Below are 18,906 nucleotides of genomic sequence, written 5' to 3' on the forward strand. Positions count from 1 at the left end.
TGTCCGCCGAACAGGCCGGTCCCCCTGTTTCGGCCTCCCCTTCACTGCGCCCCGCTGGCGCGCGTGAGGCGCCGTCACCCTCGCACGGGACTCAAACTCTTATCATCGCGGCCATCTCCGCATTTAGCGGCGCCGCCGTCGCCTGCCCGCGATCAGACTCGCCCGAGAGCATCTCGGCCCAGTCCCCCACGACGGCGGCGAAGGTTTCAATCGTGCGCGCAAACTGCGCGCCCGTCTTGCCGCGCCAGTCGAACGCCTGTGACAGCACGACCCTCGGCGGATCGTCGTTCGACAGGCTCAGCGTGGCGCCCGAGGTTCCCTCCCAGAAAAGATTGGCGCCCAGCAGATCGCGATAGGTCTCCAGCCTTGGAGGCGGCGCGCCGAGAATGGCGTAAAGGTAGAACGCGTCGTCCTCATCGCGGTATTGCAGATTGACTGTGGTCCGCCCGCCGAAGCGAAGCGCGCAGCCGCGCTCCTCGTCGAGGCGCAATTCGCCGAATGAAAAATGCTGTCCGATTTCAGCGAGCAAATTCCGCAACGCCATTTCGATCGACATCCCGCAGATCCTTCGCATCCCTGGAGAAGCAGGGTCCCCAGACAAAATCAGGACAGGCGCGTTCCGCCGAGCCTGAGGTGAGGAGTCCGTTCGAACGGCGCCGCCTTGCGCTGCTCAATCATTCGGAACTCTCGGACTTCCTGTCGACGTCGCGATTATCCTGGACCGGTGAATCGAACAGACTGCCGCTGAAGGGATCCGAGAACGAATTATCGACCTTCGCGCCGGGGCGCGCGGGAGAGATGGTGCTTTCCGCATTGTCAGGATCGTGGGACGGACTGGTGGACGGATTGCCGGGCAAACTGAAATTGAGACCGCTCGTTTCCGACTCGTCACGATTGTCGGGCTGAGGCGGCTTGGAGGGCGTATTGAAATTCAGACTGCTCGTCTCGGAGTCGTCACGATTGGCGGGCTGCGGCGGCTTTATGGGTGTATTGAAATTCAGAGTGCTCGACTCGGAACTCTCGGGATGGCTCATATGCAAATATTCATCCCAATATTTGAATTCGCGCAGGATGTAGCTGTCATCGACGCGCTGGCCGTCGCCCAGCAACCAGCTTTTGACGACCGGCTTGCCCCATTCCTTCGGATCGACAACCCTGCCGCCTTTACGCAGGGCCGTCACATGCGCCTTGAGGGCCGTCAGCCGTGTACCTGCCGCATCGCGCTCTGACTCCGTCAGCTTGCGTCCGATGATCTTCCGCAGCTCATCCGGTGAAAGCTTTTCAATCGCTTCAGCCATATCGGTGTCGATGACTGGCGGCATGAGCACGCCGTGGAAAACGGGCGTCCTGACGCCCGTCTTGAGGATATCATTGCTCAGCGCGCCGCTTTGGCTTGCGTCATTTGGAGTCTTGATCTGATCGCCCAGGCAAAAGTCGTGATCGAAACCCACGACTTTCTTGATTTTATCCACCTCGCAAACGAACCAGTTTCCAGCATGGCGGTCGATCTGCCCGGTCAAGGCGTCCAGAAGCTGGAGCTCGATCAGACTGGGCCAAATCTGGGGATTCTCATAAATATTGGACTGACCGTAACGCCCTGTCATGCCGGCGACGTCGTCGCCCTGGACCCCCTCCGTGATCATCCTCGTCTCGAGGCCGAGTTCGACCGACCCATCAGGTAGGGTTCTGATCGCCACCTTGATCGGGTCCACGACCGTGAAGCCAAGTTTGCGCGCCAGCTTGTCCACAATGACGTTGCGCATGGCGAGCTGCGGATTCCTCGGATTGATCCCCGAGGCGATGGCGCCGTTGCTTTTCGTCTCCAGGGCCAACGGCTTGAAGGCGCCGGCATAAGTGGAGCCGTCCTCCGTTTTGTACTGTGTCTTGTAGACTTGCCCGCACTTCCCCTTTTTGAGCAGCTCTACCTTGACGTCCTTCGGTTGACTCGCGACCGTGTCTTCGGTGATGCGAAGGTCCTTGGCGCGATAGAGCTTCCCCTCCTCGATCCCCAGACCGGCAGTCTGCAGGCGCAGCATTTCACGCTTGTCGAAACCTTCCCGCTCGAAGGCGGGCCACGCCGCGCTCTCTTCGGACGAAAGGTTCGGATTCGCCGGGACATCTTCATCCAGAGCCGCCAACCGCCTGAACCGATCCTGCTGACTCTTGTCGAGCGCTCTATTGCCGCGCCAGGGCAATCTGAACAATTTCTTCCCGCCAGTTGGGGCTTTCTCCACGCCATCATTGGCGCGGTTCCTGGAAGTCCGCAGCTTGCGCCGTCCTTCGACAGGGGACGCCTGCGTCTGGCTCCCCTCGCTCTTCGAGCGCACCAATCCTGTCTCAGGGTTCCCTATGGATTTCTTCTCCTTGATCGTGTCGTGATGATCGCGCTGACGCGTCTTGTGTTTCGGGCGGCTTGTGTCGAGGGGCTCCCGCGTCGCCGTCGATCCATGACTCCTCGACCGCGCCGATCTCGTCTCGGCGCCCTTCTCGGTCTGTCTCTCGTCGTTTCGGTGCACATCGCTCGCGAAACGAGCGGTGAGGCTTTGAGATTTCTCCCCCGGACGCTCGCCGCTCCTCGCGGAGTCGTGCAGTTTTCTTTCGCGCTGATCACGAGGCTCCTGCGTCGGGGTTGATCCCTGACTCATCGAGCGCACCAATTTTTGCTCCGGCTTTCTGAGCTTCTCGACCTTCACCGGCGCGACATCGCCACGGCCCGTATTGTTGATGACGATATCTGACGTTTGCGGCCTTATGCTGAGCGCACGGTTCCCCATGACGAGCCGGTCTGTCATCGCTTCCTCTCAACCAATTTCGCCGCAAGTCGATCGAGACATCCGATATGCGCGTTCCTAAAATATTACAGACGCCGCATTCCGCAACACGCTCTTTCCTAACGGCTTGCCACGGATTTCCCGTTTTGGTTGATCGGTCTTCGCGCGAGACCTCGTGCATCTCGTCGCACGAGACGAGTTCAGCGTAACACGGCTCTCAGGCTTTCACCTGCCACGCGCGTCCCTATTTCGGCTTGCCCTTCACTGTCCGCGTTCCAGGCTTCCCGCCCGACGACCGCCCCGCCGGGCGCGCGGGCGCGACGCGACCCACGGGCCTCGCCTCCCCGCCGCCGAAATTATGCGGCCCCATGTCGGCGTCGGTCGGCTTGCGGGCGCGGGTCGACAGGCTCTCACCGCCCCCTCCCCCCGCCTTACGCGCGAGGGACATGCGCAACAGCGGGCTCGCTTCGGCAAGCAGCTCGGCCTTCTGCAAGCGCTGAATCTCGTCGCGCAGCCGCGCGGCCTCCTCGAAAGCGAGATCGGCCGCCGCCTCCTTCATGCGCTTTTCGAGATCGGCGATGGTCGCCGCGAGATTATGGCCCGGGGCGATGTCGAATCCGGTGTCGACCGTCACATGATCCTGCTCGGCGACGCTGCCGAGAATGTCGGCGATGCCGCGCTTGATCGACGCCGGCGTGATGTTGTTCTCGATATTGTAGGCCTGCTGCTTGGCGCGGCGGCGTTCCGTCTCGTCCATGGCGCGCTTCATCGAGCCCGTGATGTGATCCGCATAGAGGATCACGCGCCCGTCGACGTTGCGCGCGGCGCGGCCGATGGTCTGCACCAGCGAGGTTTCGGAGCGCAGAAACCCTTCCTTGTCGGCGTCGAGAATGGCGACGAGACCGCATTCGGGAATATCGAGACCCTCGCGCAGCAGATTGATGCCGACCAGCACGTCGAAGGCGCCGAGGCGCAGGTCGCGGATGATCTCGATGCGCTCCAGCGTGTCGATGTCGCTGTGCATGTAGCGCACGCGCATGCCGTTCTCGTGCAGATATTCGGTGAGGTCCTCGGCCATGCGCTTGGTCAGCACGGTGACGAGCGTGCGATAGCCGATCTGCGAGGTGGCGCGCACCTCGTCCAGAAGGTCGTCCACCTGCGAGCGCGCCGGGCGCACTTCGACGGGCGGATCGATCAGCCCGGTCGGGCGAATGACTTGCTCGACGAAGACGCCGCGGGTCTGCTCCAGCTCCCAATTGCCGGGGGTCGCAGAGACAGAGACCGTCTGGGGCCGCATGGCGTCCCATTCCTCGAATCGCAGCGGGCGATTGTCCATGCAGGACGGCAGGCGGAATCCATATTCCGCGAGCGTCGCCTTGCGCCGGAAGTCGCCGCGATACATGCCCCCGATCTGCGGGATCGACACATGGCTTTCATCCGCGAAGACCAGCGCATTGTCGGGCAGATATTCGAAGAGCGTCGGAGGCGGCTCGCCGGGCTTGCGGCCGGTGAGATAGCGCGAATAATTCTCGATGCCGGCGCAGGCGCCCGTCGCCTCCATCATCTCCAGATCGAAGCGCGTGCGCTGTTCGAGCCGCTGCGCCTCCAGCAGGCGCCCCGAGCGGTTCAGCTCGTCGAGCCGCTGCTTCAGTTCATCCTTGATGGCCTTGATGGATTGCAGCAGCGTCGGGCGCGGCGTGACATAGTGCGAATTGGCGTAGATCTTCACGAATTCGAGATCGACAGTCTTCTTGCCGGTGAGCGGATCGAACTCCGAAATCGACTCCACCTCGTCGCCGAAGAAGGAAATGCGCCAGGCGCGATCCTCATAGTGGGCCGGAAACACATCCACCGTATCGCCGCGCACGCGGAAGGTTCCTCGCGTGAAATCCGCCTGCACGCGGCGGTAGTGCAATGCGACAAGGTCCGTCACCAACTGCCGCTGCTCCAGCTTCTCGCCGAGCTGCACGGAGAAGGTCATGGCCGTATAGGTCTCGACCGAGCCGATGCCGTAGATGCAGGACACCGAGGCGACGATGATGACGTCGTCGCGCTCCAGCAGCGAGCGCGTCGCGGCGTGGCGCATGCGGTCGATCTGCTCGTTTACGCTCGACTCCTTCTCGATATAGGTGTCCGAGCGCGGCACATAGGCCTCAGGCTGATAGTAATCGTAATAGGAAACGAAGTATTCGACGGCGTTGTTGGGAAAGAAGCTCTTGAACTCGCCGTAGAGCTGCGCCGCCAGCGTCTTGTTGGGCGCGAGAATGAGCGCCGGCCGCTGCGTCGCGGCGATGACGCTGGCCATGGTGAAGGTCTTGCCCGAGCCGGTGACGCCGAGCAACACCTGATCGCGGTCATGCGCCTCGATGCCCTTCACCAGTTCGGCGATGGCCGCCGGCTGGTCGCCCTTGGGCGTATAGTCCGAAACAAGCTCGAACTTGAGGCCGCCTTCGGACTTCTCCGGGCGCTCGGGGCGATGCGGGACCCACGGTTTCGTGTCGCGAAGATTGGGGTCGCCGAGGCGGAGCAGCTCCGCGAGCGAATCGGCGGTCGCCTGTACGCCGCCGCCCTGAGGGGACAAGTCGCCCAGCACCCATTTGGGGATGTCTTCATTGTCCAGAGCGGTTGGATCGGAGACGTCATAGCCAGCCTGCCGCATGTCCTCGAACCCGGGCGCCAGCGCGGGGTTGAGGAGCTGGGCGAGATGCGGCGCCAGCGGCGCGACCTCGGGCTTCGACGCCTTGGCGCGGGTGGGGCGCGCGGGGTCCTTCTTCGCAGGCTTCGGTTTTTCGGGAGACTTCGCCATGGCCGCGAATATGGGGGTTCCGGGGGCCGGAGGGAAGCGCAACCCTCGGGAAAGAAACGCTCAGGCCAGCCAGACGGCCCAGCCTTTGCATTTACAATCCAGATGACGCAAACTCCGGGTCTCGCCGCGGAGGTTGACGCAAATGAACAGCAGGTCGGACCTCGTCACGCTTTTCGTCGATACGCTCACCCTGAGCATGGCGGCCAACGCCGTCATCGCGATGCGCTTGACCAAGATGGCATTCGGCGTCGTCGACCCCAGCCAAGAGGCTCCGCTCATGGTCGTCGAGAAGATCGACGCGGCGACCGAGGCGTCGCTGGCGGCCGCGCGCAGCATCGCCGCCGGCGAGCCGCATCACGCCGCCGGCCGCGCCATGGCCGTCTACAAGAGGCGTGTCGACCGCAATCTAAGACGACTGACGCGCGGCTGACGTCGCGGGCTTCGCCTTGGCCGCGGCCTTGCCCACGCTCCCGCGCCGCCACAGCAGCAGAAAGCCCGTAAAGCTCACGGCCGCCACGGCCACGCCCGTGGCGATGATCTGGGTATAATCCGCGCCCACCGTGAAGCGGTACTGGCCGATATAGTCCTTGGCGCCGTCGTCGCTGAAGGCGCGCACCACAGCCATATACTCGCCGTCCTTCGCGAATTCGGCATTGAAGCTCGTCGTGCCGGCGGCCGCCAGATATTTGCCCGGCGGCAGGCGGGAGACGGTGTTGGCGTCGAGATCGTCACGCCAGTCCTTCTGTCCGACGTCCTTCAGCACCCGGGCCTCGATATTCATGTCGCGAAGCTCATTGCTCTTCGCGTCGAGGATGATCAAGGTCTTGCCCGCCTCGGCGATGGACTGACAGAAGATGGCGTCCGTGCGGTTTTCCTGAAAGGCGCTGAACATCATCTGCGCCGGCCCGACGTTCATGACGCAGAAACGCGGATGCTCGGCCGCGATCTGCGCATGGGCGCCGGACGCCGCGCCGAGCGCGATCAATGAAGCGAGAAGAAGAGATTTGGACATCGGACGCTCCCGAGGCGGCTGCGAAGCATCAGGGTGCGCCCGAACTTGACTTAGAGCAAAGAACGATCCTCGCCAAAAGCCTGCGGGATTTCGCCAGCGGCTCGGACCCCAGCCGATCCGTATGACGGACGATGACCCCAACGTGAATGCTGCTCGCGAGCGCATCCCTCCCCCTTGCGGGGAGGGTGGGCCCACGAAGCGGGGGTCGGGTGGGGTCAAGCCCCTTCATGGCTGTGGCGGCGCGAACCCCACCCGGCGGTCTTCGACCGCCGACCTCCCCGCGAGGGGGAGGTATGGGGATCACGTCGCATGACGGAGATGACCCCAACGTGAATGCTGCTCGCGAGCGCATCCCTCCCCCTTGCGGGGAGGATGGCCCCGCGAAGCGGGGTCGGCTGGGGCCAAGGCCCATCATGGCCGCAGCGGCGAGACCCCCACCCGGCGGTCTTCGACCGCCGACCTCCCCGCGAGGGGGAGGTATGGGGATCACCTCGCAAGACGGACGATGACGCCAACATGAATGCTGCTCGCGAGCGCATCCCTCCCCCTTGCGGGGAGGGTGGCCCCGCGAAGCGGGGTCGGGTGGGGGCGCCCGCCGCCCTACTCCGCCTCTGCCTCTTCCCGTTCGGCCTCGATCAGCCGCGCGCGGGCCTCGGCGGCTTCGCGCTGGCGGTTCCACATGCCGGCGTAATGTCCGCCCAGCGCCAGCAGCTCCGCGTGGCGGCCGCGCTCGATGATGCGGCCGTGGTCGAGGAACAGGATCTCGTCCGCGTCCACGACGGTCGACAGGCGGTGTGCGATCACCAGCGTCGTGCGGCCCCTGGCAACCCGGCGCAGCGCCTCCTGGATTTCGTGCTCGGTCAAACTGTCGAGCGCCGAGGTCGCCTCGTCGAGGATGAGAATTGGCGGACCCTTCAGGATCGTGCGGGCGATGGCGACGCGCTGCTTCTCGCCGCCGGAGAGCTTCAGCCCGCGCTCGCCCACCTGCGCGTCATAGCCGCCCGGCACGCGCTGGATGAAGGCGTCGATCTGCGCCAGCCGCGCCGCCTCGCGCACCTCTTCGTCGGCGGCGTCCCAGCGGCCGTAGCGGATGTTGTAGCCGATGCTGTCGTTGAACAGCACCGTATCCTGCGGCACCATGCCGATGACGGCGCGCAGGCTGATCTGCGTCACGTCGAGAATGTTCTGCCCGTCGATCATGATCCGCCCGCCCTGCGGCTCGTAAAAGCGGAACATCAGCCGGGAGATCGTGGATTTGCCGGCGCCGGACGGCCCGACGATGGCGATCGTCTGCCCCGGAGTGGCTTCGAAGCTGACGCCCTTCAGGATCGGCCGCTCGGGATCGTAATGGAAATGCACGTCGTCGAAGACGATGCGGCCTTCCGAAACGACAAGCGGTTTCGCGCCGGGCTTGTCCTTGATCTCGGGGCTGCGCGACAGAATGCCGAACATCATCTCGATGTCGATGATGGCCTGCCGCACCTCCCGGTAGAAGGTTCCCATGAAATTCAGCGGCTGCGCGAGCTGAATCATCATGGCGTTGATCAGCACGAAATCGCCGATGCTGTTGTGCCCGGCGCGAATGCCGTAGACGCACATGATCATCATCACGGTGACGCCGATGATGTAGATCACCGTCTGTCCGGCGTTGAGAACGGCGAGCGAGACGTAGGAATGCGTGCTCGCCTTCTCGTAATGGATCATCGACCTGTCGTAGCGCTCGGCCTCGCGCGCCTCGGCGCTGAAATATTTCACTGTCTCGTAATTGAGCAGACTGTCGATCGCCTTCTGATTGGCGTCGGTGTCGCTCTCGTTCATCTTGCGACGGATGGAGATGCGCCAGTTGGTGGCGAGCGTCGTATAGGCGAAATAGGCGGCGAGCGTCAGAACGAGCACGACGCCGTAGCGCCAGTCGAACTGATAGAGAAACACGCCGAGAACGAGAACCATCTCGATCGCGGTGGGCGCGCCGGTGGACATCACGAGGCGCGACAGCGTCTCAATGGCGTTGCGGCCGCGCTCCAGAACGCGCGTGAGCCCGCCCGTCTTGCGGCTGATATGGAAGCGCAGCGACAATTCGTGCATGTGCACGAACAGGTCCGTGGCCAGCCGCCGCACGGCGTGCATGGCCACGGCCGCGAAAATGCCGTCTCGCGTCTGCATCAGGATGACCGCGACGATGCGGATCGCGCCCATGAGCAGGGTGAATCCGACGGCGCCGGCGCCCAGAACGGGCAGCGCATCTGCTCCGCTTTCCGCGAGGGCGTCTGTCGCCCATTTGAAAGCATAGGGCGTCATGGCGTTGAAGAGCTTGCTGACGATCAGCAGCCCGAAGACGACTGCGACGCGCAGCTCCAGATCGCGCCTGCCGCGCGGCCAGATATAGGGCCACAGCCGGCGAATTGTCTTGAGGAGCGAGGCTTCGGAAAGGGAAGCGTCCTGCGGATCGGGCACGCCAGAGGCGCCCGACGAGCGTTGGCCAATTCTGAGCATTCGGAGTCCGATGATGAACTGAGAGGCGCCTCGCGAAAGAGGCTTGAAAGGTCATATAAGACTTTTGCCTTCCTCGCGCACCCCGCTTGACGGCCGGGGGGACGGGCGCCAGATGACGGAAGACGGTTATGCAAAAGATCAAGAACATTTGCGTCTACTGCGGCTCTGCCGAGGGAGACGACTTGCGCTACGCCGCCGCGGCGGAAACTTTCGGGCGCCTTCTGGCCCAGGCCGGCGTCGGTCTCGTTTTTGGCGGCGGCTCCTGCGGCCTCATGGGGATCACGGCCCGAGCCACGCTGAACGCGGGCGGGCGGGTGACAGGGATCATCCCCGGCTTTCTCGATGACCGGGAAATCGCCATGCGCGGCCTCACTGAAATGATCGTGGTCGAGGACATGCACACGCGAAAGCGGCTGATGTTCGAGAGGTCGGACGCCTTTGTGGCGCTGCCCGGCGGCGTGGGCACGCTGGAGGAGCTCACGGAACAGCTCACCTGGATTCAGCTCGGCCGACACACCAAGCCGCTCGTCATCGCGGATATTGGCGGCTTCTGGCGCCCATTGCTGTCGCTCTTCGCCCATATGCACAATGAGGGCTTCATCCGCGAGGGCTATGAGGTGCGCTACTCGGTCGCCGAGCGGGTGGAGGACATTCTGCCGATGATCCTCTCGACGGCGCGGCGCATGCCGAAGGTCAAAGAGACGGCCATTACAGAGAAGATGTGACGTGCCCCCTCCCCAACCCTCCCCCGCTTGCGCGGGAGAGGGGGCAGATTCGGGCCTTCATCGACATTGCTGATCACGAGCGTCCCCTCTCCCGCGCAGCGGGGGAGGGACAGGGAGGGGGGCGCCCTCTTCGGTCTATCGCGCCCCCGACACCAGCAGCTTGTAATTGATCGCGTCGACGATCGCCTCGAAGGACGCGTCGATGACATTGGCCGAGACGCCCACGGTGGACCAGCGATTGCCCTCCGCGTCCGCGCATTCGACCAGCACGCGGGTCACCGCGTCCGTGCCGCCCTGGAAGACGCGCACGCGATAATCCACCAGCCGCACATCGTCGATGAATTTCTGATAGGCGCCGAGATCCTTGCGCAGCGCCAGATCGAGCGCATTGACCGGACCGTTGCCCTCGGCCGCCGAGATGCGGGTCTCGCCGTGGACAGTGATCTTCACGATCGCTTCGGCGCCCTGATCCTCGAATCCGTTGCGCGAGAAGCGCCGGTCGACCGCCACGCTGTAGCGCTCGATGTCGAAGAAATGCGGCGCCTCGCCGAGCACCCGCTTGGCCAGCAGAAAGAAGGACGCGTCCGCGCCCTCATAGGCGTAGCCCTGCGCCTCCTTCTCCTTCACCTCGTCGAGGAGGCGCGCGAGCCTCGGGTCGTCCTTCTCCACCGTCACGCCAAGACGGGTGAGTTCCGAAATGATATTCGAGCGCCCCGCCTGATCCGAGACCAGCACGCGGCGCATATTGCCGATCGTCTCCGGCGGCACATGCTCATAGGTGCGCGGGTCGGTCATAACGGCGGAGGCGTGGATGCCCGCCTTGGTGGCGAAGGCGCTGGCGCCGACATAGGGCGCGTGGCGGTTCGGCGCGCGATTGAGCAGCTCGTCCAGCGCATGGCTGATGCGCGTGAGATGGGTGAGCTTATCTCTCGTGACGCCGATTTCGAAACGCTCTGCGAATTCCGCCTTCAGCAGCAGCGTCGGGATGATCGTCGTCAGATTGGCGTTGCCGCAGCGTTCGCCAAGACCGTTGAGCGTCCCCTGAATCTGCCGCGCCCCGGCGCGCACCGCAGCCAGCGAATTGGCCACCGCCTGTCCGGTGTCGTCATGACAATGCACGCCGACGTGACCGCCGGGAATGACCTTCACGACCTCCGCGACGATCCGTTCGATTTCGTGCGGCAGCGTCCCGCCATTGGTGTCGCAGAGCACGATCCAGCGCGCGCCGGCGTCATGGGCCGCCCTGGCGCAGGCCAGCGCATAAGCGGGATTGTCCTTGAAGCCGTCGAAAAAATGTTCGCAATCGACTGCGACCTCCTTCCCTCTGGAGACCGCCGCTCTTACGGACTGCGTAATGCCTTCGAGATTATCCTCTTCCGTGGAGCGTAAGGCGACCTTGACCTGATAGTCCCAGCTTTTGGCGACGAAGGTGACGGCGTCGGCCGCGCTGTCGAGGAGCGCGGCGACGCCGGGATCGTTCTCGACCGACCGACCCTGCCGCCGCGTCATGCCGAAGGCCGAGAAGCGCGCGCGCAGGTTTGGCCGCGCGCCGAAAAACTCCGTGTCCGTCGGATTGGCGCCGGGATAGCCGCCTTCGACATAATCGACCCCGAGCTCGTCGAGCATGGCGGCGATCTGCCGCTTGTCCTCAAGCGAAAAATCGACCCCGGTCGTCTGCGCGCCATCGCGCAGCGTGGTGTCATAGAGCGTGACGCGTTCCCTGGCCATCAATGCGTTCTCCCGGCGGCGGGCGCCGCCAGTTCCTTGATCATGGTGGTGTTCCCGAGCCATTGGCCCGCGACGGTCACCGTATTGCGGCTCTGCCCGACATAGCCGCGCGCCGCGAAGAAATCGCGAGCGGAATCGGAGGCCTCGACGGTCAGTTTCGTCACGCCGCGCGCGCCGGCGAGTTTCTCGATGGCGTCGGCCAGCGCGCTGCCGACGCCCTGCCCCGAGAGATCGGGCCGCACGTAGAGCATGTCGAAAAGCTGATTGTCCTTCAGCGAAGCAAAGCCCGCCAGTTCGCCGTCCACCAGCGCGACGATGGTGAGCGCGCCGGACAGACGCGCGGCGAAGGCGGCCTCGTCATCGGCCGCGGAGATCCACGCCTCGCGCTGATCCTCGTCGTAATCCTCGGCGGCAAGCTCTTCCACGCTGGCGCGAAACAGGGCGGCGAGCGTGGGCGCGTCGGCAGGGAGAAACGGGCGAAGGCCGGGCTGCGCCATGATCACACCACCGCGAAGGCGCGCAGCAAATGCCAGGCGACAAAGGCCGCGAGCGCCAGCAAGCCGAGCTTGAAGACGAGGTAGACCGCCCAATGGCGCTTGAACGGCAGCGTGGATTTCCAGTCGTCGTTGGACATGGCTGTTTCCTTTACCCCACCCGCCGCGCTTCGCGCGCCGTAATGGCGAGGGATGGGGTGGCGGCGGCGTTGCAAACAAATAGCAGCATTTCAAACGAAGCGGCGATCTGCGTGTTCTCCTCCCTCGCCCTCGCGGGGAGGGTGGCGCGCGAAGCGCGACGGGTGGGGGGCGCCGCGATCATCGCTTCATCTCCCAGCTCGTCGTGCCGTCCTTGTTGTCCTTGAGCGCCACGCCCATGGCGGCAAGCTCATCGCGAATGCGGTCGGACTCCGCCCAGTTCTTCGCCGCGCGCGCGGCGAGGCGGGCGGAGATCAGCGAGTCGACCGTCTCCTTCAGAGCCGGATCGACCGCCACCTTGTTCCAGGAGGCGTCGAGAATGCCGTCCAGACCCAAGAGCTCGAGACAGAACCGCAAGGCGCCGCGCGCCGCCGGCGCAGCGGGATGGTCCCCGCCCGCCGGCGTTTCGGCGACGCTGGCAAGCGCATGCATTTCTGCTTCCACCCTGGAAAAGTTCAGGTCGTCGACGAGCGCCTCGACAAACGGCGGATGTTCCAGCGCCTGCGCGGAGGCGGCGACGCCCCGCCATTTCTCCAGCGTCTTCTCCGCCTCTTCCAGCGCCTTCACGGTCCAGTCGATCGGCTGGCGATAATGCGTGCGCAGCATGGCGAGGCGCAGGACTTCGCCGGGCCATTTCCGGCCGCCGAACGTATCCGTGTGCAACAGCTCATGGATCGTGATGAAGTTACCCAGACTCTTGGACATCTTCTCGCCCTCGACCTGGAGGAAGCCATTGTGCATCCAGTAGGTCGCCATCACGTCGCGGCCGAAGGCGCAGCAGCTCTGCGCGATTTCGTTTTCATGATGCGGGAAGACCAGATCGATGCCGCCGCCGTGAATGTCGAAGGTCTCGCCGAGATGGCGCCAGGACATGGCCGAGCATTCGATGTGCCAGCCGGGGCGTCCCCGCCCCCAGGGCGAGTCCCAGCCGGGCTCATTCTCCCGCGACGGCTTCCACAGCACGAAATCCATGTCGCCGCGCTTGTAGGGCGCGACATCCACCCGCGCGCCGGCCAGCATCTCATCGAGCGAGCGCCGTGAGAGACGGCCATAGGCGGGCATCGACGGCACGTCGAAAAGCACATGGCCGTCCGCCGCATAGGCGTGCCCTGTCGCGATCAGCTTGTCGATGATCGTGATCATTTCAGCGATGTGCTCGGTCGCGCGCGGCTGCACGTCGGGCTCCAGACAGCCGAGGGCGCGCACGTCGCCCTGAAAGATGCGGTTGGTTTCTTCCGTCAGCTCGCGGATCGTCACGCCCCGCTCGGCGGCGCGCGCATTGATCTTGTCGTCGACGTCCGTGATGTTGCGGACATAGCGCACATGCTCCACCCCATGGAGATGACGCAGCAGCCGGTAGAGCACGTCGAAGACGATCAGCGGCCGGGCGTTGCCGATATGGGCGAAGTCGTAGACCGTCGGGCCGCAGACATACATGCGCACATGTGCGGGATCGATGGGCCTGAAAGGCTCCTTCGTTCGCGTCAGCGTGTTGTAGATCTTGAGCGCGGGCGTCGACATGAAATCCCCTGGGGCCAGCATGGCCGGCGCGTTTCATGTCGTTTGAGGGACGTGACGGCTCCGGCCAGCGGTGGTCGCTAGCTGATGATGATCCGGCCGCAAATTCGGCAGTTGAGCGTCATGCGGCGACCATGCGCCGGGCGCGCCGCCGCGTCAAGGCCGTTATCGCGCCGCCGCATCGCGCCGCCAGGCTGATTTAAGGGATAGTTTACCAACACCGGATAACCCTTTAGGCAGCCGCCTCCACCGCCGGCGGCCCTCAAACGGGCTCCCCGCCATGTTCATCCTGTCCTCAAAAGCCGAACACGCCTTTTTGCCCCGCCTCGCCGCGCCGCTCATCGCCGGCGCACTGGCGACGCTGGCCTTCCAACATGGCGCGCAGGCGGCCCCCGAGACCTTTATCGTCGCCGATCAGGAGGGCTACGGCATCTCCGAGTGCCTAAAGGGCCGCGCCGAATGCGGCAGGATCGTCGCCGACGCGTGGTGCGAGTCGCATGGGCATGGGCCGGCCAGCGCGTTCGGCCTTGCCGAGGATGTCACGGCCTCCGTCCCGGGCGGCGCGTCGCGTCAGTCCATCCCGGCCGACGCGACGATCGTCGCCTGCTCCGATTAGCGCACCCAGTCCTTGCACTGGGCGGCGGCTGCGCCGCCCCAGGGCTGGATGGGAACCACGGCCGTCGAGTTTTCCGGCGAGCCCTCGATGAGCTTGTCCGAATAGATCATGTAGACCAGCATGTTGCGCCTGGTGTCGCAGCCGCGCGCGATGTGCATCTGCTTCCATAGCAGCGACCGTCGCTCGCTGATCATCAGATCGCCCTGGCTGAATTTCTCATTCTCCTTGCCCGCCCGCGGCTTGATCGGGCCGTATTGATTGCAGGCAAGCGAGACCTCGGACGTCTGTTCCGCGACTCCGAACATGCCCGCGACGCCGCCCTTTTCATGGGCGGTATAGGCGCAGGCAACGCCGTCGAGCAGCGGGTCGTCGACCACATAGGTCGCAAGCTTGTCGTTGGGCGTCAACAACTTGAAATCCGTGGACTTGCGGAAGATGAGGTCCGGCCCCTCCTGCGCGGCGGCTGCGCCGGCGGCGAGCGCCGCGCCCAAAACGATCGTGAAAGACAAAGTGCGAAGTCGCGTCATCGAGCCGGCCTCCAAATGCGTCAGCGCCGGATATGGGCGAAGTCCCCGCTCAAGGGAAGGCCTCCGCCAAAAAAAGCGGGCGGACAGCCGCCGCCTTGTTGCCGACACGATAGGCTGAACAATCGCATCCGGTTGATCCGCGGTCGGAACGGGCCACTATGGCGCATGGAAACCCGGCCGTGATTCCTACGAGACGGGACCCGCCGCGCCGCTGGCGCTCGAGAGACGTCCCGCAGTCAGGCTGCAAGCCGGAGCATTCAATGAGGCCGACACTGGGGCCCGAGACCATCCGCACCACCCGTTTCCTGGCGCCGCGCGCCGCCGCCCTGCTCGCCGCGTTCTTCATCGCCCCTGTCGCAAGGGCCGAATCTCCCCGCTGCATGGATCTGCGCGCCCAGATCGCCAAGGCGGGCCAGGAGGGCATGGCCGCCCGTTATCGGGCCGCCGCCGCCAAGCAGAGAGCCGAATACTCCCGCCTCGCCGTCAAGGGCCGGTCCATGGGCTGCAATCGCCAGCAGTTTCTGTTCTTCGGCGAGCCGCGGCCGCCGCAGTGCGACGGAATCAACGCGCGGCTCGGCGCCTTGCAGGCGAGCATCGCCGCCTATGATCAGGGCGCGTCCGACGACAGCCAGCGTCAGGCGCTCATGGCCCGTTATGAGGTGGAGTGCCGCCCGCAGCAGCGCGCGCCGGCCGAGCCCGATCCGGGCAGTTTCTTCGAAGAGCTTTTTGGCGTACGCCCGCCGGACCAGGGCGCCGGCCTGCGCGATGAGCCGGTCGATCCCTCGCAGCAGGGCGAGGCCGAGGAGGTCGACCAGGGCGCGCGGCCGATGGGCGGCCCCATGGCGATCTGCGTGCGCTCCTGCGACGGTGGCTTCTTTCCGATCACCTATTCCGCCCGGCACGCGCAGCTCGAAGACCTCGGCGCGCTCTGCAAGGCCATGTGTCCGGGCGCCGAGGCGAAGCTTTACACACAGTCGCAGTGGAAGGGGCTGGAGTCCGCCGTTTCCATCGATGGCGAGCCCTATGCCGACCATCCGAACGCGCGCAAGTTCGAGACGAAATATGATCCGACCTGCGGCTGCAAGCCGCCGGGTCAAAGCTGGACGGAAGCACTCGCCGAGGCCGAACGCATCCTCGCCGAGCGCAACCGGAAGGATCAGATGGTCACCGCCGAGCAGGCCGAGCAAATGTCGCGGCCGATCCCGGCCGCCGTCCGCCCGCGCAACCCGCTTGAGCCCGCCCCGCCGGCGACCGCCCCGGAGCCTGACCCGAAGGGCAGCGTGACCCTTGGCGCGCCGGACGTGTTCCGCGAGGTCGTCGGGCCGGACGGCGTGAAACGGCGCGTGCGCGTCGTTGCACCGCTGCTGTGAGGCCGGCGGAAAGGCGACACGGACGACGCCCTGTGAGAGACAGGGCGCCGTCGCGAGCTCGAAATCAGCTTCCTAAGACGCACCGCCAGCGCCCGGGGGCGGCAGATGCGCCTTCACCGTCTCGACGAGTTGCTTGATCGAGAACGGCTTCGGCAGGAAGCCGAATTCGCCCTCCGGCAGATTTTTGGCGAACGCCTCTTCCGCATAGCCCGAAACGAAGATGACCTTCGCCTTGACGCCGCGCTTGCGCAGTTCGGCGTACATGGCGGGGCCGTCCATTTCCGGCATCACCACGTCCGAGACGATCAGGTCGATCTTGCCGTCGACCTCCTCGACGACCTCCAGCGCCTCGAGGCCCGTCGTGGCTTCCAGCACGGTGAAGCCGCGCGTCTTGAGCGAGCGGGCGCCGATGGAACGCACGGCGTCCTCGTCCTCGACCAGCAGGATGACGCCCTGCCCCGTGTAATCGCCCTGCGGCTTGGCGCCCTCGGCCTCCTTCTGCGGCGCCTCTTTCTCCTCGGGAATGTAACGCGGCAGGAAGATGCGGAAGACCGTGCCCTTGCCGACCTCGCTCGCGGCGAAGATGAAACCGCCCGACTGCTTGACGATGCCGAAAACGGTCGAGAGCCCGAGCCCCGTGCCCTTGCCAACCTCCTTGGTGGTGAAGAAGGGCTCGAAAATCTTCTCGATGACATCCGGCGGGATGCCGGCGCCCGTGTCCTCGACCTCCACCAGCACATAATCGGCCGCCGGCAGATGCGGCTCGCTGAAGCTCGCGCAGTCCCCCGTCGTCACATTGCGCGTGCGAATCTGCACGCGGCCGCCCGACTCCGGCATGGCGTCGCGGGCGTTCACTACGAGATTGATGATCACCTGTTCGAACTGCGTCAGGTCGGCTTTCACGTACCACAGGTCGCGGCCGTGGCGCAGTTCGATCTCGTTCCTCTCGCCGACGACGCGGCGCAGCAGCATCTGCAATTCGGAGAGCGCGTCGCCGAGCTGGAGCACCTGCGGCCGGAGCGTCTGGCGACGGGAGAAGGCGAGCAGTTGCCGGGTCAGCCCGGCCGCGCGCTCGGCCGTCGCCTTGATCTGGCGAATGTCCTTGAAGCTCGGATCGGTCGGACGATGGCTGGACAGCAGGAAATCGGAGTAGCCGATGATCGCCGTCAGCATGTTGTTGAAGTCGTGCGCGATGCCGCCGGCGAGCTGGCCCACGGCGTTCATTTTCTGTGACTGAGCGAATTCCTCCTGCAGCTTGCGCTGCTCGGTGGTGTCCAGCGCATAGATGGTCACGCCCTTCTGGCCGCCGTCCTCGGCCGGAGACACGAAGAAACGCGCCGAGCGCGGGCCTGCCCCCTCCTCGAAAGAGACGTTCACCGGCTTGACGTCGCTCTTGCCGTCGATGGCGTCCTGAACCGCCTTGCGGAGCGCCTCGGCGTCCCGCTCGCCAAGGCCCGCGAGCAACGACCAGGGCTCCCTGGCCTGGCCGGACTTCAGCGCCTTTGGCAGCAGCTTGGCGAAAGCGGCGTTGGAGTCGCGCACGCGCCCCTCGCCGTCGAGCGTCACGATCGCCATGGGCGTCGAATTGAAGAAGCGCGCGAAGCGCACCTCCGCCGCGCGCAGCCCCTCCTCCGGCTTTTCGCCCGCAGCGCGGTTGAGCGCCAGCGTGCGCGACGCGCCGGCCGCGCCGTCCTGCCCGAAGGCGACGCGGTGCAGGAGACGCACCGGCAGCGGGCGGCCGTCCCGGCAGCGCAGATCGAGGTCGATCTGGTCCGTGCGCACCTCTCCGGGCGCGCCGGAGACGGCGGCAAGCAGCGCCGCGCCGTTATTGGCGACGATGGAGGCGAGCGTCGCGCCGCCGGACCCCACCTGCGTGAGATCGTAGCCGAGCCAGTTGGCGAGCGTCTTGTTCATGTAGGACACCGCCCCGTCGGGGGAGGCGGAGAAGAAGCCCGCCGGCGCGTGATCCAGGAAGTCGATGGCGTGCTGAAGCTCCTGAAAGACGCCCTCCTGCCGCTGCCGCTCCCCCGTCACATCGGCCACGCGCCAGAGCACGGCGCGCGGGCCCGCCTGCGGGAGCGACCGCACCATGATTCGGTACCAGCCCACGCCAGGCCCGCCGGTCAGCGGCGGCGACAGGCGCAGCTCCTCCACATGCGCCGTGCCGGCGCGCGCCGCCTGCGCCAGCCGGTAGACGGCTTCCGAGACTTCCGGGGGACCGGAGAACAGGCGCTCCACGACCTGGAGGCCGGCAGGGTCGCGCGCGCCGCACAGGTCCATGTAGGCGGCGTTGGCGTAGACGATCTGCGTATCCTGCGTGACGACGAGCCCCTCGGCCGCCGAATCCGCAATCAGGCGGGTGACGTCGTTGCGCGCGGCGCGGGGCGAGAACTGGACAAGCCCGACCGCGAGAGTGAACAGGAAAAACACGCCCGCCACGCCGAACAGCGCCAGCGCGAACATGACGAAGCGCGGCGCAATCGCCGCCGGCGCCAAAAAATAGACGCCAAGCACCGCGAAGATCACGAGAGCGAGCATCAGCACCAGGCTGGCGCTTCCTGGCCGCTCGCTTCGGTCATATGCTGACGACGCCGTCCTGTCGGTCATCCTGAACGCCCCGCGCGCCATGCCCGGACCGTGACGTGATC

Annotated in this window: 15 protein-coding genes; 4 read left to right on the forward strand and 11 right to left on the reverse strand. The window is 65.3% G+C overall.

Annotation, left to right across the window (positions count from 1 at the left end; all coding sequences use genetic code 11):
- Nucleotides 1-91 precede the first annotated feature (91 nt).
- From ACR652_RS15960 to uvrB, 3 genes are all read right to left on the reverse strand, one after another.
- Nucleotides 92-556 (reverse strand): type III secretion system chaperone, encoded by a 465-nt coding sequence (locus ACR652_RS15960; protein WP_434507466.1) that lies wholly within the window; start codon nt 554-556, stop codon nt 92-94.
- A 118-nt stretch (nt 557-674) separates the two neighbouring features.
- A complete protein-coding gene (locus ACR652_RS15965; RefSeq protein WP_434507467.1) occupies nt 675-2,792 on the reverse strand; it encodes a hypothetical protein in 2,118 nt (705 codons plus the stop codon).
- Between the two features lie 223 nt (nt 2,793-3,015).
- Nucleotides 3,016-5,577 (reverse strand): excinuclease ABC subunit UvrB, encoded by a 2,562-nt coding sequence (gene uvrB, locus ACR652_RS15970; protein ID WP_434507468.1) that lies wholly within the window; start codon nt 5,575-5,577, stop codon nt 3,016-3,018.
- Nucleotides 5,578-5,719: 142 nt separating this feature from the next.
- Here uvrB and ACR652_RS15975 point away from each other — a divergent pair, with 142 nt between their 5' ends.
- Nucleotides 5,720-6,007 carry a hypothetical protein gene (locus ACR652_RS15975; RefSeq protein WP_434507469.1) on the forward strand — a complete coding sequence of 96 codons (288 nt, stop codon included), beginning with the start codon at nt 5,720-5,722 and terminating at the stop codon, nt 6,005-6,007.
- Here ACR652_RS15975 and ACR652_RS15980 read toward each other — a convergent pair.
- Both ACR652_RS15980 and ACR652_RS15985 read right to left on the reverse strand, forming a co-directional pair.
- Nucleotides 5,984-6,589, reverse strand: coding sequence for a hypothetical protein (locus ACR652_RS15980; protein ID WP_434507470.1), 606 nt, complete (start codon nt 6,587-6,589; stop codon nt 5,984-5,986). The two genes, ACR652_RS15975 and ACR652_RS15980, sit on opposite strands and share 24 nt — an antisense overlap.
- Before the next feature lie 600 nt (nt 6,590-7,189).
- Nucleotides 7,190-9,082: an ABCB family ABC transporter ATP-binding protein/permease gene (locus ACR652_RS15985; RefSeq protein ID WP_434507471.1), complete on the reverse strand. Its 1,893-nt coding sequence runs from the start codon at nt 9,080-9,082 to the stop codon at nt 7,190-7,192.
- Nucleotides 9,083-9,210: 128 nt separating this feature from the next.
- Between ACR652_RS15985 and ACR652_RS15990 the strand changes: the two genes are divergently transcribed.
- Nucleotides 9,211-9,807, forward strand: a complete 597-nt coding sequence (locus ACR652_RS15990) for a TIGR00730 family Rossman fold protein (protein ID WP_434507472.1) — start codon at nt 9,211-9,213, stop codon at nt 9,805-9,807.
- Between the two features lie 135 nt (nt 9,808-9,942).
- Here the strand turns inward: ACR652_RS15990 and cimA are convergent, their stop codons facing one another.
- From cimA to cysS, 4 genes are all read right to left on the reverse strand, one after another.
- Nucleotides 9,943-11,535 (reverse strand): citramalate synthase, encoded by a 1,593-nt coding sequence (cimA, locus tag ACR652_RS15995; protein ID WP_434507473.1) that lies wholly within the window; start codon nt 11,533-11,535, stop codon nt 9,943-9,945.
- Entirely contained in the window at nt 11,535-12,032 is a 498-nt protein-coding gene (locus tag ACR652_RS16000) for a GNAT family N-acetyltransferase (RefSeq protein WP_434507474.1), read from the reverse strand. Before ACR652_RS16000 ends, cimA begins: the two co-directional genes overlap by 1 nt.
- Nucleotides 12,033-12,034: 2 nt before the next feature.
- A complete protein-coding gene (locus tag ACR652_RS16005; RefSeq protein WP_434507475.1) occupies nt 12,035-12,169 on the reverse strand; it encodes a hypothetical protein in 135 nt (44 codons plus the stop codon).
- 178 nt (nt 12,170-12,347) lie between these two features.
- Nucleotides 12,348-13,748, reverse strand: a complete 1,401-nt coding sequence (cysS, locus tag ACR652_RS16010) for a cysteine--tRNA ligase (protein ID WP_434507476.1) — start codon at nt 13,746-13,748, stop codon at nt 12,348-12,350.
- Between the two features lie 277 nt (nt 13,749-14,025).
- On the opposite strand from cysS, the gene ACR652_RS16015 reads away from it, so the two are divergent.
- Nucleotides 14,026-14,361 carry a hypothetical protein gene (locus ACR652_RS16015; RefSeq protein WP_434507477.1) on the forward strand — a complete coding sequence of 112 codons (336 nt, stop codon included), beginning with the start codon at nt 14,026-14,028 and terminating at the stop codon, nt 14,359-14,361.
- Here ACR652_RS16015 and ACR652_RS16020 read toward each other — a convergent pair.
- Nucleotides 14,358-14,888, reverse strand: a complete 531-nt coding sequence (locus tag ACR652_RS16020; RefSeq protein WP_434507478.1) for a CreA family protein — start codon at nt 14,886-14,888, stop codon at nt 14,358-14,360. The two genes, ACR652_RS16015 and ACR652_RS16020, sit on opposite strands and share 4 nt — an antisense overlap.
- 260 nt (nt 14,889-15,148) lie before the next feature.
- On the opposite strand from ACR652_RS16020, the gene ACR652_RS16025 reads away from it, so the two are divergent.
- The gene (locus ACR652_RS16025; RefSeq protein ID WP_434507479.1) at nt 15,149-16,258 is read left to right on the forward strand and encodes a DUF2865 domain-containing protein; all 1,110 of its coding nucleotides are present in this window, start codon (nt 15,149-15,151) and stop codon (nt 16,256-16,258) included.
- A gap of 72 nt (nt 16,259-16,330) precedes the next feature.
- Here ACR652_RS16025 and cckA read toward each other — a convergent pair whose 3' ends face one another.
- Nucleotides 16,331-18,865, reverse strand: a complete 2,535-nt coding sequence (gene cckA, locus ACR652_RS16030) for a cell cycle histidine kinase CckA (protein WP_434507480.1) — start codon at nt 18,863-18,865, stop codon at nt 16,331-16,333.
- Nucleotides 18,866-18,906 lie beyond the last annotated feature (41 nt).

This window comes from Methylocystis sp. (assembly GCF_051061225.1).
Classification (GTDB): Bacteria; Pseudomonadota; Alphaproteobacteria; order Rhizobiales; family Beijerinckiaceae; genus Methylocystis.

Bases quoted from the DNA above. Each gene is read 5' to 3' on its own strand.
- uvrB (WP_434507468.1), bottom strand. From the start codon at position 5,577: ATGGCGAAGTCTCCCGAAAAACCGAAGCCTGCGAAGAAGGACCCCGCG.
- ACR652_RS16005 (WP_434507475.1), bottom strand. From the start codon at position 12,169: ATGTCCAACGACGACTGGAAATCCACGCTGCCGTTCAAGCGCCATTGG.
- cckA (WP_434507480.1), bottom strand. From the start codon at position 18,865: ATGACCGACAGGACGGCGTCGTCAGCATATGACCGAAGCGAGCGGCCA.
- ACR652_RS16015 (WP_434507477.1), top strand. From the start codon at position 14,026: ATGTTCATCCTGTCCTCAAAAGCCGAACACGCCTTTTTGCCCCGCCTC.
- ACR652_RS16000 (WP_434507474.1), bottom strand. From the start codon at position 12,032: ATGGCGCAGCCCGGCCTTCGCCCGTTTCTCCCTGCCGACGCGCCCACG.
- ACR652_RS15965 (WP_434507467.1), bottom strand. From the start codon at position 2,792: ATGACAGACCGGCTCGTCATGGGGAACCGTGCGCTCAGCATAAGGCCG.
- ACR652_RS16020 (WP_434507478.1), bottom strand. From the start codon at position 14,888: ATGACGCGACTTCGCACTTTGTCTTTCACGATCGTTTTGGGCGCGGCG.
- ACR652_RS16025 (WP_434507479.1), top strand. From the start codon at position 15,149: ATGAGGCCGACACTGGGGCCCGAGACCATCCGCACCACCCGTTTCCTG.
- cysS (WP_434507476.1), bottom strand. From the start codon at position 13,748: ATGTCGACGCCCGCGCTCAAGATCTACAACACGCTGACGCGAACGAAG.
- cimA (WP_434507473.1), bottom strand. From the start codon at position 11,535: ATGGCCAGGGAACGCGTCACGCTCTATGACACCACGCTGCGCGATGGC.
- ACR652_RS15975 (WP_434507469.1), top strand. From the start codon at position 5,720: ATGAACAGCAGGTCGGACCTCGTCACGCTTTTCGTCGATACGCTCACC.
- ACR652_RS15980 (WP_434507470.1), bottom strand. From the start codon at position 6,589: ATGTCCAAATCTCTTCTTCTCGCTTCATTGATCGCGCTCGGCGCGGCG.
- ACR652_RS15990 (WP_434507472.1), top strand. From the start codon at position 9,211: ATGCAAAAGATCAAGAACATTTGCGTCTACTGCGGCTCTGCCGAGGGA.
- ACR652_RS15985 (WP_434507471.1), bottom strand. From the start codon at position 9,082: ATGCTCAGAATTGGCCAACGCTCGTCGGGCGCCTCTGGCGTGCCCGAT.
- ACR652_RS15960 (WP_434507466.1), bottom strand. From the start codon at position 556: ATGTCGATCGAAATGGCGTTGCGGAATTTGCTCGCTGAAATCGGACAG.